Raw genomic sequence first — 14,915 nt, 5'->3', positions numbered from 1 at the left:
ATTACCATGAAAGCCGCATGATGCCCGACACCGCGCTCTCCTCCATCCCCACGCTCTCGCTCGCCGCCGCGGACTCGGACCCGGCCGGCTTCGCCGCCGCGTTAGGCGGATCGTTCGAGCGGTTCGGGTTCGCGGTGATCGCCGACCACGGCATCCCTGCCGACTTGATCGCGCAGGGCTGGGCCGAGACGGCGGCATTCTTCGCGCTGCCGGATGCGGAAAAGCGCCGCTACTTCACCCCCGCAGGCGGCGGGCAGCGCGGCTATACGCCGTTCAAGACCGAAATCGCCAAGGGCGCGTCGGTGGTCGACCTGAAGGAGTTCTGGCACGTCGGCCGCGAACTGCCCACGGGTCATGCCTTGTCCGACCGGATGCCACCCAACATCTGGCCAGAGCAGCCGGCGGGATTCAAGGACACGTTCCTGAACCTTTACGCGGCGTTCGATCGTGCCGGCGACCGTCTGCTGTCGGCGATCGCGCGGCATCTCAATCTTGCGCCGGACTGGTTCGATCCGGCGGTGCAGGACGGCAATTCGATCCTGCGGCTACTGCACTATCCGCCGATCCCGGCCGACGCCGAGGGCGTGCGGGCTGGTGCGCATGAGGATATCAACCTCATCACCTTGCTGCTCGGCGCGGAGGAGGCCGGCCTCGAACTGCTCGACCGGGACGGGCAATGGCTGCCGATCAAGCCGCCGGAGGGCGCGCTGGTCGTCAACGTCGGCGACATGCTGCAACGGCTGACCAACCATGTGCTGCCCTCGACCAGCCACCGTGTCGTCAATCCGCCGCCCGAGCGGCGCGGTGTATCGCGCTACTCGATGCCGTTCTTCCTGCATCCCAACCCCGATTTTCTGATCGAGACGCTGCCGGGCTGCATCACGGCGGACCGGCCCAACCGCTACCCTCAGCCGATCACCTCGCACGATTACCTGCACGAGCGGCTGGTCGAGATCGGCTTGGTCAAGAAATAACCGGCTTGTTCCGCGATCCGGACGCTGGCTAAAGGCGCCGAGACTCCGAAGAAAGAGACGCATGACCCAACCGCTCCGTATCGCGCTCGCTGGCCTCGGCACCGTCGGCGGCGGCGTCATCCGCCTGCTCGACGAAAACGGTGCGTTGATCGCCCGGCGCGCGGGGCGGCCGATCGAGATCGTCGCGGTCTCTGCGCGGGATCGCGGCAAAGATCGCGGTGCCGATATTTCCCGGTTCGAATGGGTCGACGATACGACGGAACTCGCCGCGCGCGAGGTTGATGTGGTGGTCGAGCTGGTCGGCGGTTCGGACGGTCCCGCCCTCACGCTTGCACGGCGCACGCTGGCGGCGGGCAAGGGCTTCGTGACGGCAAACAAGGCGATGATCGCGCATCACGGGCTGGAGCTGGCCGGAGCCGCCGAGCAGGCTGGCGTCGCGCTGAAGTTCGAAGCGGCGGTCGCAGGTGGCATACCGGTCATCAAAGGCTTGCGCGAAGGTGCCGCCGCCAACGAGATCGGCCGGGTTTACGGCATCCTCAACGGCACCTGCAACTTCATCCTGTCGAAGATGGAGGCGGAAGGTCGCGACTTCGCCGACGTGCTCGCCGAGGCGCAGGCGCTCGGTTATGCCGAAGCCGATCCGACGTTCGACATCGACGGCATCGATGCCGCGCACAAGCTGTCGATCCTCGCCAGCATTGCGTTCGGCACGCAACCGGCGTTTGCGGACGTGCAGGCAAGCGGCATCCGCCACGTCCTCGCCGCCGATATCGCCGAGGCGGCGGCGCTCGGCTACCGCGTGCGCTTGCTGGGGGTAGCGGACCATTCCGCGGGTGGCCTGTTCCAGCGCGTGCACCCGCATCTCGTCCCGGTCAGCCACCCGCTCGCGCATGTCACCGGCGCGACCAACGCGGTGGTGGCGGAGGGCAATTACGTCGGCCGGCTGCTGTTCCAGGGCGCGGGCGCGGGCGACGGCCCCACCGCGAGCGCCGTGGTCGCCGACCTGATCGACATCGCGCGCGGTGAGTTCGGCCCGGCCTTCGCGATGCCATCCTCGGCACTGGCCGCACAAGCGCCGGCCGACCCGGGCGAGCGGCACGGGCGCTCCTACGTGCGGTTCGCGGTAGCGGACAAGGTGGGCGTCCTGGCGGAAATCGCCGCAGCGATGCGCGATGCGGGCGTGTCGATCGAAAGCCTTATCCAGCGCGGGGCGAACGTCGATGGCAGCGTGCTGGTCGCGATCGTCACGCATGAAGCGCCTGAACGTGCGGTTGCGCAGGCACTGGAGCGGCTGCGGGGTTCGCAGAGCCTGACCGGCCAGCCGCTGTGGATGCACATTCTCGAGTAGACGCTAGGGCGCCAGCGCCCGCTCACCTGCGACGTGAACGCCGCCCGCGCCGACCGTCGCCTTTACGCCAGCCGAACCGCAACCGACGAGGAAAAGAGACTTTTCCTGGCAATTGTCGGTTCTGGCGAACAGCCGTTCGCGTTCGGCGGGCACGCCTTCGTACATCGGATCGCCCGCATCATGCACCACCAGCGGCGCGCGATAGCGATCGGCGCTTCGCCGGCCGCAGACCACCACGTCGTCGCCATCGGGGTGCGAACATGCAGGCGTGGCGCTGGTCATCGCACGGTATCGTGTCTCCGCCGCCATGGCGGGTGCGTCGAGCAGCACAAGCAGGAGCGCAGTTACCATCGTAACCCCGGCGATCATCGGTCAAGGATGTGAGGATACCGGCGCCCGACGCGAGGTCAAGCCGTCGGCAACGCGTTGCTATGATGCATCAGCGCGCGGCTACGCCCTGTTTTGAGGATGCTATCGCCACGATGATCGAACACGGCGGCAGAGGGAACGAACCAACGCTCATCCATAAGCGTGACGACGGTTCCACTTCACCGTCACGCCTAGGCTATAGGTAGATCAGGGTGCTGTTTCCTCACCCGATGCGCGCGACACCGAGCCGGGGAATGTCGATCGCGGGGCAGCGATCCATCACAACTTTCAGCCCAGCCGCCTCGGCACGCGCAGCGGCGGCTTCGTTGACGACGCCGATCTGCATCCACACCGCCTTCGCGCCGATGCGGATCGCATCGTCCACCACGTCGCCAGCCGCCGCCGAATTGCGGAAGATGTCGACAATGTCGATCGGATCGCCGAGCTGATCGAGATCGCGGAACACGAACTCGCCGTGGACATGCTCGCCGGTGATCTGCGGATTGACGGGAATCACACGGTAGCCGTGATCCTGCAACCGCTTCATCACGCCCCAGGACGGGCGGCTCGGCCGGTCGGACGCGCCGACCAGTGCGATGGTGCGCGTTTCTTCGAGCAGCGCCTTGATCCCGGCATCATCGGTGATCGGCATTAGCGTCCCTCCGTCTCGATCCAGCGTGCCACAGCATCGGCTATCGGGGCGAACGCCGCGCCTTCCGGACCGTTCCCGGCCGCGGGCGGCAGCCCTGCATCGGAGCCGGTGCGGATCGCGATGTCGAGCGGGATGCGACCGAGAAACGCGATGCCGAGTTCCCGCGCCGCCGCCTCGGCACCGCCCTGCCCGAACGGATCGGATACCTCGCCGCAATGCGGGCAGGCATAACCGGCCATGTTCTCGATCAGGCCGATGATCGGGATGCCGGCCTTCTGGAACAGATCGATCGCACGGCGCGCATCGATCAACGCGAGATCCTGGGGCGTAGAGACGATCACCGCGCCGGCCGGGCGGTGCTTCTGTATCATGGTGAGCTGCACGTCGCCGGTGCCGGGCGGCAGATCGAGGACCAACGTATCGGCATCACCCCAATTGGCATCGACCAGTTGCCCGAGCGCACCCGCCGCCATCGGCCCGCGCCACGCGATCGCCTGATCGGCGGCGACGAGTTGACCCATCGACAGCAGCGGTACGCCATACGGGGTCGAAACCGGTTGCAGCACCTTGTCGCGCGCGGTCGGCTTGCTGCCCTCGACCCGCATCAGCCGCGGCTGGGAGGGACCGTAGATATCGGCATCGACCAGCCCGACCCGCCGTCCGCGCGCCTTCAGCCCGATCGCGAGATTGGCCGACACGGTGGACTTGCCCACCCCGCCCTTGCCACTCGCCACCGCGATCGACAGCCGCCGGGTGCGCTGGCTGGTGAGCGCGACGCGCACCGTCTCGATACCTGGCACCGTCAACGCGGCGGCGCGGACGCGTGCTTCGAGAGGATCATGTTCGCTCGCGTCGAGCCCGCTGACGTCGAGGATGATGCTGGCGCGCGAACCCTCGATCCGAGCGGTGGCGCGGGTGCCGGCGACGGGCGACAGGGCGGCTTCTAACTGGGCTGGATCGGTCATCGTTGCGCAGATAGGGTCGTTCCGGCCGCTTGGCACTATTTTTCACCGGCAGGCATACCTATAGAGTGAAGATATGACGATCCTGACGGGCTGGTTCCAGCGTCCCACATCCCTCCACGCCGAAGAGAAGAACCCTTGGGGCAGCGGCTCCGGTTCGGGCGGCGGCTCCGGTTCTGGCGGTGATGGCCCCCGCAACCCGTGGGCACCGCAGCCCGGTGGCAATGGCGGCCGGCGCATCCCCGGTCCGAGCGCGCTCGACGAGTTCATCAAGCGCGCGCGTGGCGGCGGTGGCGGCGGTTCGGACGGAAGCGGCCGGCCGCGCATCCCCGGTACGCCGAATGCCGGCACGCTGTGGCTGATCGGCGTGGCGATCATCGTGGTGATGTGGATCGCCTTTACCTCGATCCACGCGATCGGCCCGCAACAGCGCGCGGTGGTAACGTTCTTCGGTCGCTATGCCGGCACGCTCGAACCCGGTATCCGCCTGACGCTGCCGGCACCGTTCAATTCGGTGATGAAGGTCGACGTGCGCGAGATCAAGACCGACACCTTCCCGGAGAACGGTGGCGAGAACCTGATGCTGACCGGCGACCAGAACGTGGTCGACGTCAATTATTCGGTGCGCTGGGACATCAGCAACCCGCAGGATTACGTCTTCCAGATCGCCGATCCGAAATCCACGCTGCGCGCCACCGCCGAAAGCGCAATGCGTGCGGTGCTGGCGACCTCCACGCTTGACGACGCGATCGGCTCCGGTCGTGGCGCGATGGAGGTGAAGGTCCAGCAGAACATGCAGTCGATTCTCGACAGCTACAATGCCGGCATCCACATCCAGGGTGTCGCGATCAAGGGCGCGCAACCGCCCGAGCAGGTGAGCGACGCATTCAAGAAGGTGTCCGCCGCGCAGCAGGAGGCGCAGGGCAACATCAACAAGGCGCGCGGCTATGCGCAGCAGATCCTTGCGCGCGCGCAGGGCGAGGCCGCCTCGTTCGATGTGATCTACGCACAATATAAGCTCGCACCGGAAGTGACCCGCAAGCGCATGTATTACGAGACGATGGAACAGGTGATGGCGCACAGCGACAAGACGATCGTCGAGGCGCCCGGCGTCGTGCCGTACCTGCCGCTGCCTGGTGCCGTGCGCCGCGCGCCAGATGCGCAGACGCAGCCCGCGCAAACCCCCGCCCCCGTGCAGGGAGACGCCCAGTGACCCCGTCGCTTCGCAATCCGATCGCGATCAGCATCGTTGTCCTGCTCGTGCTGATCCTGCTCGCCAGCACATTCGCGATCGTGCCGGAAACCAAGCAGGCGGTGATCCTCCGGTTCGAGCAGCCGGTCGGCGGTGCGATCAACCGCTGGCAGCCGAACGAAGTGTTCGGCCGCTCGGGCGCCGGCCTGATCGCGCGCATCCCGTTCATCGACCGCATCGTGTGGGTCGACAAGCGCGTGCTCGACGTCGATCTTGAAAACCAGCCGGTGCTCTCGACCGACCAGTTGCGGCTTGAGGTCGATGCGTATGCGCGCTTCCGCATTGTCGATCCGCTGAAGGCGGTGGTGTCGACCGGCAGCAGTTCCGTGACCGAACAGCGCGTGATCGACCAACTCCAGCCGTTGTTCAGCTCCGCTTTGCGCAACGAACTCGGCAAGCGTCCGTTCGCGGCGATGCTGAGCCCGGAACGCGGGCAGGTGATGGAGAATATCCAGGTCGGGTTGCAACGTCTTGCCGCGCAATACGGCGTGCAGATCGTCGATGTCCGCATCAAACATGCCGACCTGCCGGACGGTGCCCCGCTGCAAAGCGCGCTCGATCGGATGAAGACCGCGCGCGAACAGGAGGCGCTGACCATTCAGGCGAAGGGCCAGCAGACCGCCCAGATCATCAGCGCCGAAGCGGATGCGCGCGCCGCGCAGATCTACGCCGAAAGCTTCAACAAGGATCCCGACTTCTACGACTTCTACCGCGCGATGCAGTCGTATCGTTACACCTTCGGCGATACCGCCAAGGGCCAGACGTCGATGGTGCTGTCACCCGACAACGCCTACCTCAAGGAGTTCCAGGGGCACCGCTGAGGTTTATCTCTGGAAAACCTCCTTTCAGCCCGTTCATATTCAATCACCGTTCAGCAACTTTCGTTAAGGTCGGCGCGTTGCCCAACCAAGGCACCCGGAAGGAATCAATCCACGTGCGATACGCATATGCCATCACTGCTGCCATCCTTCTCAGCGGCACCGCTGCCGCCGTCGCGCTAGAGCCGCCTGCGCAGACCGCGCAGAACGAGCCGGGCGCGATTGCCGCCACTGCTCCGCGCGCCGGTGCGCCGATGAGCTTCGCGGACATGGTCGCGAAGCTTCAGCCGGCGGTCGTCAACATCTCGACCAGCCAGCATATCAAGGTCGAACAGCCCGCTAACCCGTTCGCGGGCACGCCGTTCGGCGACCTGTTCGGGCAGATGGGCGGTGGCCAGGGCGGCGGTGGCGGCACGCCGCAGACGCGCGAAGCCACGTCGCTGGGTTCGGGCTTCATCATTTCGCCGGACGGCTATATCGTCACCAACAATCACGTCGTTGCGCCTGGCGCGAAGGGCGCGACGGTCGATTCGATCACCGCGATCATGATTGACCGCAAGGAGTATAAGGCAAAGCTAATCGGTCGCGATCCGACGTCGGATCTCGCGCTGCTCAAGATCGACGCGACCAACCTGCCCTTCGTCAAGTTCGGCGACTCCAGCCGCGCGCGCGTCGGCGATTGGGTAATCGCGATCGGCAATCCGTTCGGTATCGGCTCGACCGTGACCGCAGGCATTGTGTCGGCGCTGCACCGCGTCACGGGTGGCGGCGCGTATGACCGCTTCATCCAGACCGACGCGGCGATCAACCAGGGCAACTCCGGTGGCCCGATGTTCGACATGACGGGTGCGGTGATCGGCATCAACTCGCAGATCTACGCCGGCCAGTCGGGTGGCAATATCGGCATCGGTTTCGCGATTCCGGCGGAGGATGCAAAGCCCGTCATCGACAAGCTGATGAAGGGCACCAAGATCGCGCGCGGCTATCTCGGCGTCGGCCCACAGCCGCTCGACGACGATATTGCCTCGGCGCTGGGCCTCCAGAAGAACCATGGCGAGATCATCCGGTCGATCGAGCCGAACGAAGCGGCGGCCAAGGCCGGGCTCAAGGTTGGTGACGTGGTGACGAGCGTGGACGGCAAGGACGTCACGCCCGATCAGTCGCTCAGCTATCTGGTCGCCAACATCACGCCCGGTACGCGCACGCCGATCGGCATCATCCGTCAGGGCAAGCCGATGACGATCACCGCGATGATCGGCACCCGTCCATCCGAGGACGTGCTCGCCGCCAAGGTGTCGGACGGTGACGATGACGACGCGCTGGGTGGTGACGACAACGGCCAGCAGGGCACGCAATCGGCGTCCGCGAACGCGCTCGGCGTGACGGTGCAGACCCTGACGCCGCAGATCGGCCGCAGCCTCGGCATCGATTCGTCGGTGCAGGGCGTGGTGATCGCATCAACCGATCCGTCGAGCGACGCTGGCCAGAAGCTGAAGCGTGGCGACGTCATCATCTCCGCTAACGGCACGCCGACGTCGACGCCGGCCGCACTGGCGGCGGTGGTGGCACAGGCCAAGCGCGAAGGTCGCGAGCAGGTCGCGCTCTATATCCAGCGTGCGCGGTTGCCGGCGCTGTTCGTTGCGATCAAGCTGAAGAAGTAACGCCTGCTGTCAGCGGCGGATCAAGCGGCGGCGGAGCAATCCGCCGCCGTCTTTGTTTGCGCGTTCGCATCGGGCAATGCCACGCTTGGCAATGGCAGCCCGGAGGCCGATGACGAAAGCTTGTGCGCCTTAGCGCAGTGCACCCTGCTGCCGTTCCGATACTTGCCATGGCCCTCGGCGCACACGGTAGCGGCCTTATTCCTTACCCCAAGCCGCCAGCACCTCGCGGGCACGGGCCAGCGCCGCGCCACGCGCATCCGCTTCGCCGAGCAGCGCAAAAGTGCCGTTAAGCGCGAACACGCAATGCCCGTGCACCATCGCCACCAACGAGCGCGCCAGTGCGGCCGCGTCGCCGCGTTGCCCGGCCGGCAGGATTGCCGCAATCTCCGCTTCGACCAGTCCGGTCAATTCCGCGCGCTGGCGGAAGTAATCCTCCGGGAACGGCGCATCGGGCGGCAGGCGATGATCGTAGATCGCCATCCACAGATGCGGGTTAGCCTCGGCGAAATCGAAATACCCCTCCACCAGAGCGGCGACGCGGTCCGCCCCGGCCGCATCCAGCCGCGCGCGGATCAGCGCGGCCCAGGCGACGAAGGTGCGACTGTTGACTGCCAGCACCAGCCGATCGAGACTGCCGAAGACATTGTAGATCGTACCGATCGAATAGCCGATCCGTTTCGCCACCTCGCGCGCGGAGAACGCCTGAAAACCGACCTCGGCCATCAGCACATGCGCCTCGGACAGGATCAGTTCGGCAAGTTCTGCACGGCTGTGATCGGATCTGCGGCCCATGCAGTGCAGGTTACGCAAAAAATTGAATGCTGTCTATTTTCTATATTGAACACCGCTCATTTGTGTGCGACATCATGAAGGCGGTAGTGGGTCGGCAACGTACACGCGCCCGTTCATGGAGAAGATGATGTCAGCACCCGATTTCTCGCTGCTCGCCAAGCGCCGGTTCGGACCGCTGTTCGTCGTCCAGTTCCTCGGCGCGTTCAACGACAACGTGCTGAAGTTCGCGATGCTGTTCCTCGCCAACTTCACGATCTACGCCGGTCAACCAGCCAAATCGGAAATGCTGGCGACAATCGCGACCGGCGTGTTCATCCTCCCCTATTTCCTGTTCTCGGCGCTGGGTGGGCAGATTGCTGATGCCTGGGACAAGGCAAAGCTGATCCGGCTGGTGAAGACTGCCGAGATCGGCTTCATGGCGATCGGCCTCGCCGGCTTCTGGTTCCAGTCGCTGCCGCTGCTGTTCGTGGCACTGTTCATGATGGGCTGTCATTCGACGATCTTCGGCCCGGTTAAGTACTCGATCATGCCGCAGCAACTGAAAGCGGGCGAGATCATGGGCGCGACCGGCGTGATCGAAGCGGGCACGTTCCTCGCCATCCTCGGCGGGCAGTTGCTGGCCGGCGTGGTGCCGCCGTGGGAAGCGGGCGTGATCGCGACCGGGCTGGCGGCATGCGGCCTCGGCGCCAGTCTGCTGATCCCGCCTGCCCCGCCCGTGCGCGGCGACGTGCACGTCGATCGCAATCCGTTCCGCAGCACGTGGCGCATCCTCAAGACCGCGCACGACGGCGAGGGCGTGTGGCTGTGCATCCTCGGCGTCAGCTGGTTCTTCGCGATAGGCGCGATCCTCGTATCGCAGTTCCCGGCGCTGGTGACGGGGACGCTCGGCGGCGCGGCACCGGTGGTGACGTTGTTCCTGCTGACCTTCTCGATCGCGGTCGCGGCAGGCTCGCTGTTCGTAAACCGGCTGCTGGCGGGCGAGGTTTCGGCGCGGTACGTGCCGGTATCGGCGCTGCTGATGGCGGGCTTCATGGTCGACCTGTGGCTGTCGACCTCGGCCTATGTGATCCATGCGCCCAACCCAGGCATGGCGACCTTCGTGCAGAGCGCGGGCGCGTGGCACGTGCTGCTCGACCTTGCCGGCATTTCGTTTGCGGGCGGCATGTTCATCGTGCCGCTCTACGCGATCCTCCAGACCGCGAGCCCGCCTGAGGAACGCTCGCGGATCATCGCCGCCAACAACATCCTCAACGCGGTCGTCACCGTCGGCGTGGTGGCGGTGGTGACGGTGCTTCAGATGCGCGGGACGAGCGTTCCCGGCGTGATCGGCACGCTCGGCTTCGCGACCTTGGCGGTGGCGTTGATCTCGTGCTGGCTGCTGCCGGAGACGGTCATCAAGGCGGTGGTGCGGGGGCTCCTGAAACTGCTTTACCGGGTCGACGTGCAGGGCGCCGAGAACATGCCGCAGCCGGGCGAGCGCGCGGTGGTGGTGGTCAATCACGTCTCGTGGCTGGACGGGCTGCTGCTCGCGGTGTTCCTGCCGGGCAAGCCGGTGTTCGCGGTGCATACCGAGGTGACCAAGCGCTGGTGGATGGCGCCTGCGCTGAAGCTGTTCCGCGCGTTTCCGGTCGATCCGACCAACCCGATGTCGGCCAAGGCGATGGTGCGCAGCGTGAAGGAGGGCAATACGCTCGTCATCTTCCCGGAAGGGCGGATCACCGTGACGGGCGCGCTGATGAAGGTGTTCGACGGCCCGGGCATGGTGGCGGACAAGGCGGATGCGCCGATCGTGCCGGTGCGGATCGACGGTGCGCAGTTCACGCCGTTCTCGTACCTGCGCGGCAAGGTGCGGCTGCGGCTGTTCCCCAAGATCAACCTGATCGTGCTGCCGCCGCGTCGCTTCCATATCGAGGGCGAAATGACCGCACGCCAGCGTCGCGCCGCGACGGGGCGGCACCTTTACGACGTGATGAGCGGGATGATCTTCGCGACCTCGCATATTGACCGGACGCTGTTCGCGGCGCTGCTCGATGCGCGGCATCTGGGTGGTGCGAAGAAGCCGGTCGTAGAGGACGTGAAGCGCCATCCGCTCAGCTATGCGCGGCTGGTGACGGGCAGCCTCGCGCTTGGCCGCGCGCTGGAGCCGGGGACGACGCCGGGCGAGAATATCGGCGTGCTGCTGCCGAACGTTTCGGCGGCGGTGGTGACGTTCTTCGGATTGCAGGCGACCGGGCGGGTGCCGGCGATGCTCAACTATACCGCCGGGCTCGCCAACCTGAAGGCGGCGTGTGCGGCGGCCGAGGTGCGTACGCTGGTGACGGCGCGGGCGTTCGTCGAACAGGCGAAGCTTGGCGCGGTGATCGAAGGGCTGGTCGCGGCGGGGCTGACGGTGCGGTATCTGGAGGACGTGTCCGCCGGGATCGGCACGGGTGCCAAGCTGCGCGCGCTGATCGCCTCGCACTTCGCCGAACGCAACCACCGGCGGCGGCGCATCGCGCCGACCGACCCTGCCGTCGTGCTGTTCACCAGCGGCTCCGAAGGGCTGCCCAAGGGCGTGGTGCTGACGCATCGCAACCTGCTCGCCAATTGCGCGCAGATCGGCGCGCGGATCGACTTCAACGGGTCGGACATCGTGCTCAACGCGCTGCCGGTGTTCCACAGCTTCGGCCTGACCGGGGGCATGCTGCTGCCGATCCTGTCGGGCGTGAAGACGGTGCTGTACCCCAACCCGCTGCATTACCGGATCGTGCCGGCGCTCGCCTATGACGCCAATGCGACGATCCTGTTCGGCACCGATACGTTTCTGGCAGGCTACGCGCGGATGGCGCACAATTACGATTTCTACGCCATGCGCTACGTCGTCGCGGGCGCGGAGCGGGTGAAGGACGAGACGCGCAAGGCGTGGATGGAGAAGTTCGGCCTGCGCATCCTCGAAGGCTATGGCGCGACCGAGGCAGCGCCGGTGATCGCGGTCAACACGCCGATGCATTTCAAGACCGGCAGCGTCGGCCGGCTGCTCCCCAACATCCAGAGCAAGCTCGATCCGGTGCCGGGCATCGATGGTGGCGGCAAGCTGTCGATCCGCGGGCCCAACATAATGGCGGGCTATCTCAAGAGCGAACAGCCCGGCGTGCTGCAACCGCCCGAGGGCGGCTGGCACGACACCGGCGATATCGTCGAGATCGACGATGCCGGTTTCGTCAGCATCAAGGGCCGCGCCAAGCGCTTCGCCAAGATCGGCGGCGAGATGATCTCGTTGCCGGCGGTGGAGGGCTATGCCGGCAAGCTGTGGCCCGACGCCACGCATGCGGTGGTGACGCGGCCGGACGCCAAGAAGGGCGAACAACTGGTGCTGTTCACCACGCAGAAGGATGCCAAGGCCGCCGATCTGCAAGGCTGGGGCCGCGCCAACGGCGTGGCGGAACTGGCGATCCCGCGCGACATTCGCGTGGTCGAGGCGCTGCCGGTGCTGGGCACGGGCAAGACCGATTACGTCACGATGGGGGCGATGGCATCGGGCGAGACTGATGCAAAGACGTGACACCTGTTCGCAGATGCACAATTTCACAGAACTGAAACCATGCTGACGCCGTACCGTCTTTCGTCGCTCCTACCCGCCGGCTCGATTGCAATGCCGTAAGGGGCCGACGAATGAACAGCTACGCCGTATCGATTCTCGCGCTGGCGACCGCACTCCTGCCGGTTGCCGCTTATGCCGAGGACGTTCCGGCGGCACCGGCGGCGGCGGATGTCGCGCCCGCCGAGGGTGCGGCCACACCCGACGGCGGCGAAGGCCAGATCGTCGTCACCGGCCGCCGCACCCGCTCGGTGGTGGAGCTCGACGGCACGCAGATCCAGAAGGAGCTGCCCGGCATCAACCCGCTCAAGGCGATCCAGACGCTGCCCGGCGTCACCTTCCTCACCGCCGATCCGTGGGGCAACAACGAACAGAACATCTCACTGTTCATCCACGGCTTCAACGCGCAGCAGCTCGGCTACACGCTCGACGGCATCCCCTTGGGCGACCAGACCTACGGCAATTACAACGGCCTGTCGCCGCAGCGCGCGATTATCTCGGAGAATGTCGGCCGCGTCACGCTCGCCAGCGGCGCGGGCGATCTCGGCACCGCCTCGACCAGCAACCTCGGCGGCACGATCGACACCTTCTCCAGTGACCCCAAGGTCGAGCGCGGCGGCACGATCGCGCAGACGTTCGGCAGCTACAACACCTACCGCACCTTCGTGCGCGTCGATTCGGGCGATCTCGGCGGCGGCAACGGCTTCTATCTGTCCGGCGTGCGGCAGGATTCGCGCGCGTGGGACTTCAACGGCCATCAGGGCGGCTATCAGGCCAATGGCAAGTTCGTGCATGACGATGCCACCGGCAAGCTGACCATCTACGGTGCCTATTCGGACAAGACCGAGCCGAACGAGGACGCCACCGTCATCAACATCAGCAAGGGCGAGACGCCGGGCAAGGTGCCCTATGCGCGGCCGTTCTTCTATCCGAACTTCGCCGGCATGCAGACCTATCTCGCCTCCGGCGCGTACAAGGCGGCGGCGGACAATTACCGCAACTATTACAGCGACGCACAGCGCACCGATTACCTCGGTTACGTGAAATACGACTGGCACGTGTCGAGCAACATCGAATGGTCGAACCAAGGCTATTACCATCATAACGATGGCGTCGGCGTAGTGGCGGGGCCGATCGACGTCGCCGGTCTGCCGGGGCTGTTCTCCTTCTATTACCCCGGCGTTGCCGGCAGCAGCCCGACCTCGACGGCGAACATCGCACGACTGACCACGATCTTCGGCGGCTCCGGCCTCGCCTCGCGCACCACCGAATACCGGATCGACCGCGAGGGCGGCATCTCAACGTTGCGCGGCACGTTCGGCAACCACGAGATCGAGCTTGGCGGCTGGTACGAGCATCAGAGTTCATCGGCCTACCGCCGCTGGTACGCGCTCGACGTCAACAACCCGTCCTCGCCCTACACCCGCCCGCGTGATGAGGCAGCACCGCTCATCACCCAATATGGCAGCGAGATCCGCGTCGACGAGATCCAGACCCACCTGCAGGACACGTGGCGCATCCTGCCGAGCGTGACGATCCTCGCCGGCTTCAAAAGCACGTTCCAGAAGGCGACGCAGGCGGTGCCGGTGCAGCCGATCCCGGGCTCGTTCTCGAACTCGACCGCGCTGCCGGTCGGCAAGCTCAACACGGACAAGGCGTTCCTGCCCGAGATCGGCGCGACCTGGGATGTCGATGGCAACGCCCAGCTGTTCGCCAACGCGCAGCAGAACATCCGCCAGTTCCCGACCAGCGCCGCCACCGGCCTATCGCCGTTCGCGCTCGGCAGCCAGCCGGTGTTCGAAGCGTTCAAGGCCAACGTGAAGCCCGAGACGAGCTGGACCTACGAGGGCGGCGCGCGGGTGCACTACCCGATCACCGGCGCCGGCCCGCTCACCGCATTCGAGGGGCAGGTCAGCTATTATCACGTCGATTTCAGCAACCGCCTGCTCGCGCTCAGCCCGACGACAGTCATCACCTCGATCATCAGTGGGGCGGCGATCATCCAGAACGTCGGCAGCGTGAAGACCGACGGCATCGATTTCGCCGCCACGCTGCGGTTCGGGCCGCACTTCTCGATCTACGATGCGGCATCGTACAACGATTCGAAATATCAGCAGAACTACTCGACCGGCGTACCGGCGGTGGTGGTGCCGACCGCAGGCAAGCAGGTGCCGGGTTCGCCGATGTGGCTCAACAAGACGGTCGTGTCGGCCAATTACGGTGCGTTCGACGTGCAGTTGATCGGCGATTACCTCGGCAAGCGCTATGCGACCTTTACCAACGATCTGTCGGTGCCGGGTTATTTCACGCTGGCCGGGCGGATCGGGGTGGCGGTGCCACTGGGTGACGGCATGGTTGCGCGCAAACTCAACCTAAGCCTCAACGTCACCAACATCACCGACCAGAAGGGCGCGTCGACGATCAGCATCGGCTCGGCGACCAACACCTACAACGCGTTCCCGGTCGCGCCACGCCAGGTGTTCGGCACGATCGCGATCGACTTTTGAAAG

At 65.9% G+C, this 14,915-nt stretch carries 11 protein-coding genes; 7 read left to right on the top strand and 4 right to left on the bottom strand.

The features are described from left to right. Window positions 1-20 precede the first annotated feature (20 nt). Both L8F97_RS10970 and L8F97_RS10965 read left to right on the top strand, forming a co-directional pair. Window positions 21-974 carry an isopenicillin N synthase family dioxygenase gene (locus tag L8F97_RS10970; protein ID WP_242150143.1) on the top strand — a complete coding sequence of 318 codons (954 nt, stop codon included), beginning with the start codon at window positions 21-23 and terminating at the stop codon, window positions 972-974. A gap of 61 nt (window positions 975-1,035) precedes the next feature. Further along, entirely contained in the window at window positions 1,036-2,322 is a 1,287-nt protein-coding gene (locus L8F97_RS10965; protein ID WP_242149491.1) for a homoserine dehydrogenase, read from the top strand. A gap of 3 nt (window positions 2,323-2,325) precedes the next feature. Here L8F97_RS10965 and L8F97_RS10960 read toward each other — a convergent pair whose 3' ends face one another. The 3 genes from L8F97_RS10960 to L8F97_RS10950 all read right to left on the bottom strand — a co-directional run bounded on the left by L8F97_RS10960 (window position 2,326) and on the right by L8F97_RS10950 (window position 4,308). Next, complete coding sequence (locus L8F97_RS10960) at window positions 2,326-2,673, bottom strand: hypothetical protein (protein ID WP_242149489.1); 348 nt, start codon at window positions 2,671-2,673, stop codon at window positions 2,326-2,328. Between the two features lie 241 nt (window positions 2,674-2,914). Beyond that, entirely contained in the window at window positions 2,915-3,343 is a 429-nt protein-coding gene (locus L8F97_RS10955) for a CoA-binding protein (RefSeq protein ID WP_242149486.1), read from the bottom strand. After that, window positions 3,343-4,308: an Mrp/NBP35 family ATP-binding protein gene (locus tag L8F97_RS10950; protein WP_242149483.1), complete on the bottom strand. Its 966-nt coding sequence runs from the start codon at window positions 4,306-4,308 to the stop codon at window positions 3,343-3,345. The genes L8F97_RS10955 and L8F97_RS10950 overlap by 1 nt, the downstream gene beginning before the upstream one ends. Window positions 4,309-4,381: 73 nt before the next feature. On the opposite strand from L8F97_RS10950, the gene hflK reads away from it, so the two are divergent. The 3 genes from hflK to L8F97_RS10935 all read left to right on the top strand — a co-directional run bounded on the left by hflK (window position 4,382) and on the right by L8F97_RS10935 (window position 8,036). Further along, window positions 4,382-5,518, top strand: a complete 1,137-nt coding sequence (gene hflK, locus L8F97_RS10945; protein ID WP_242149480.1) for a protease modulator HflK — start codon at window positions 4,382-4,384, stop codon at window positions 5,516-5,518. Continuing rightward, a complete protein-coding gene (gene hflC, locus L8F97_RS10940) occupies window positions 5,515-6,378 on the top strand; it encodes a protease modulator HflC (protein ID WP_242149477.1) in 864 nt (287 codons plus the stop codon). Before hflK ends, hflC begins: the two co-directional genes overlap by 4 nt. A gap of 113 nt (window positions 6,379-6,491) precedes the next feature. Next, a complete protein-coding gene (locus tag L8F97_RS10935; protein WP_242149475.1) occupies window positions 6,492-8,036 on the top strand; it encodes a Do family serine endopeptidase in 1,545 nt (514 codons plus the stop codon). A 195-nt stretch (window positions 8,037-8,231) separates the two neighbouring features. Here the strand turns inward: L8F97_RS10935 and L8F97_RS10930 are convergent, their stop codons facing one another. Next, entirely contained in the window at window positions 8,232-8,828 is a 597-nt protein-coding gene (locus L8F97_RS10930) for a TetR/AcrR family transcriptional regulator (protein WP_242149472.1), read from the bottom strand. Between the two features lie 127 nt (window positions 8,829-8,955). On the opposite strand from L8F97_RS10930, the gene L8F97_RS10925 reads away from it, so the two are divergent. Further along, on the top strand, window positions 8,956-12,369 hold the full coding sequence (locus L8F97_RS10925; protein ID WP_242149469.1) for an acyl-[ACP]--phospholipid O-acyltransferase: 3,414 nt from the start codon (window positions 8,956-8,958) through the stop codon (window positions 12,367-12,369). Between the two features lie 110 nt (window positions 12,370-12,479). Then, on the top strand, window positions 12,480-14,912 hold the full coding sequence (locus L8F97_RS10920) for a TonB-dependent receptor (RefSeq protein WP_242149466.1): 2,433 nt from the start codon (window positions 12,480-12,482) through the stop codon (window positions 14,910-14,912). Window positions 14,913-14,915 lie beyond the last annotated feature (3 nt).

The organism is Sphingomonas sp. BAUL-RG-20F-R05-02, assembly GCF_022662305.1.
Classification (GTDB): domain Bacteria; phylum Pseudomonadota; class Alphaproteobacteria; order Sphingomonadales; family Sphingomonadaceae; genus Sphingomonas.
This window is presented reverse-complemented; position numbering and strand designations above follow the sequence as displayed.